Source organism: uncultured Empedobacter sp. (genome assembly GCF_937930195.1).
Classification (GTDB): Bacteria; Bacteroidota; Bacteroidia; order Flavobacteriales; family Weeksellaceae; genus Empedobacter; species Empedobacter stercoris.
The window spans coordinates 1-2,450 of sequence record NZ_CALGVK010000161.1; the positions used below are offsets into that span (position 1 = coordinate 1).

The 2,450-nt window shown below is 30.8% G+C and carries 3 protein-coding genes; all 3 read right to left on the bottom strand.

The window, feature by feature from the left end; genetic code table 11:
• A partial coding sequence (locus Q0616_RS09070) for a hypothetical protein (protein WP_298776621.1) occupies nt 1-443 on the bottom strand: 443 nt, incomplete at its 3' end.
• Nucleotides 440-964 carry a hypothetical protein gene (locus tag Q0616_RS09075; RefSeq protein WP_298776624.1) on the bottom strand — a complete coding sequence of 175 codons (525 nt, stop codon included), beginning with the start codon at nt 962-964 and terminating at the stop codon, nt 440-442. The genes Q0616_RS09070 and Q0616_RS09075, both read right to left, overlap by 4 nt.
• Nucleotides 954-2,450 (bottom strand): hypothetical protein (locus Q0616_RS09080; protein WP_298776626.1); only part of this gene is annotated, 1,497 nt, incomplete at its 5' end. The genes Q0616_RS09075 and Q0616_RS09080, both read right to left, overlap by 11 nt.

The window sequence follows — 2,450 nt, forward strand, 5'->3', positions numbered from 1 at the left end:
GTTGTTTTTTGAATTGACCTCAAAATCCTTTTAACAGGCATATTTTCAATCAATTTTAATTTGAAAATACCAACTGCATTAGAATCATCATAATTCAATTTATTTTCAGCTGTATCTTGTCTGAAAACTTGATATTCCATTCTTAAATCACCAGCAATAACTGATAATCTTCGAGATCCTTTTTTATCTAAAGCATTATAGAAATCATTGTACTTTTCAATACATTCTTTCAAAGTTTTAGCATGAATAAAGCAATCAATCGTAATCGTTTTAGAATTATGATATCGTGATTGCAGATCAATATCATAACCGTGTTCATCGTTCCAATCTTTTTTTTGATTTTCTTTTACAGAGGGTTTATCAAAAAGATTAGAAGAATCTGAAACATAAACATTGTAATTTTTAAAGGGTATATTGTCAAGTAAATAAATTACAGGAATCATTTATACGTTTTAAAATCTTTGTTTGAAATTTTTACATAACTATCATCGTTACTTTTAAAAGTAACTTTAGCGCCTTTATAGCAATTAACGCGAACGTTAGCTTTGTCGCTTGCTTCTATTTCTAACTGAACATTGTCAAAAATATCAATCATCACAAACGCACTATCTCTAACAACTAATCGAGCTTTCACATTATCTCGCAAATACAGTTGAGTAACTGAAAATTCATCAGCTAAATAGTTTAATCTTGAATCACCAAGACAAACTATCTCTCTGTTATTATGCAAGTCAATCGAATCGTCAAGGAAAATTCCTTTATGCTCCATTTTTCCTTTTAGATTTCTTCGCATAAAATCATTTGAAATAAATTCAGATGAAAAAGAAAAATCAATTCCTTTGATATACATATCAAGTAATTCATCTAAAGTTTGAGCGTTTTCCATTTTAACCGCCCATTCTTCGCATATCTCGTTTTGTTTAGCTCTTTTTAGAGCTTCTGTTTTTATATTATTAAAATCCATATGATCTGTTGTTATCCTTGTTACTTTGCATAAATGCATACATTTTATCTAAAATTACATTTGCATTCTTTGTATTAAAATCAATATTCGCTAATCTGTCTAAGCTTTGAAGTAAAATTCTATTCGTTTCAATCCTTGTTTTATTTGCTTCTACAATTAGTAATCTCATCGCATTAACTTGTCCAGCTATTAAAGACGCTGTTTCTTCTGAAACTCCTTTAATTGCTCCAGCTAATGAAGATTCGTTAGGATCTACCAAGTCGCTAAATAATTCCGAATAACCTTCAAGCGCGCCTTGGAAACCTTCTGCAATTTCTTTTATTTTATCTCGAAATGCTTGCTGTTCCTCTGGAGTTAATCCGCTCCAACCTTTATCATCAACTCCCATATCTTTCTGAAGTTGGTCTAAGGCTTTTTGAAGCTGATCTTCAATAAATCGTTTCTTAAGTTGATTTAATACAGCATTTTTAAGAACATCATTTGCAACTTTTTCAAATGATTTCGCCGCATCTTCACCTTTCCCAAAGGCTTCCGCAAGTGCGTCACCTAAAGTGTTTGCTAATTCTTTTGCAGTAGTTTGCAAAATATCGCTTGCAATATTTTCTTGAATTTCTTGAATTTGTCTATCAATATCAGCAATTGCGTTCTTCCATTCGTTTACTTTATTTTTATCAGTCTTCTTTTTAGCTTCTTCATTTTGGATCATTTGCTCCATAAGAATTTTTTGTTCTTGGAGATTTTTAATCTGATCTTGTTGAAGTGAGTAATTTTTACCGCCTAAAGCTCTATCAATTGCAAAACTTAAATCATCGTATGCGCGTTTTAAATCATTAACAGCTTGTTGTTGTTTTTTAATACGTTTTTCTAACCTTCTGTCTTTTGAACCTCCGATAAGTTTCGCAACCTCAACAACTACCTGAACAATACCTGCTATCATTTGCGCCCAGTCGCCTGAGAAATAACCTTGAATAGCGTTTCCGATACCGTTAACAATATTTTGAACAGATTGTATAGTTTGTTTTGCAGAATCATCTAACTTACCTCCAAACGCTTCCACAGCATCAGTAGTCATGTCCATGATTTCTTTAGTAGCTTCAAATGCGGAATTAGAAGCGTTTAAGAAATTTTTAATAGCATCAATATTGTCATCATCTGTAGAAGCTTTTATGAAATCTTTCCACGCATCAGCCATTCCTTTAAAAGGATTCTTTTTAGAAATTTCACCTTTTAATTTTTCTATTTGATCTAATAATATTTTTAAATCTTCTTCATCTACTGAAATATCTAAAACTGCGTTATCTTTAGTTTTCTCTTTAATTTCAGTTAATAATTTATCTAAAGACTTAACCGACATTTTATCAAGACTTCCTAATAATTTAATATAAGACTGGGAACTCTTAAGTTGTTCAAATGCGATTTTTGATAAAGCTTTTTTCTTTTCTTGAAGAAGTTGTTCTTCTAATTTCTTATCGTTATTTAGTTTAGC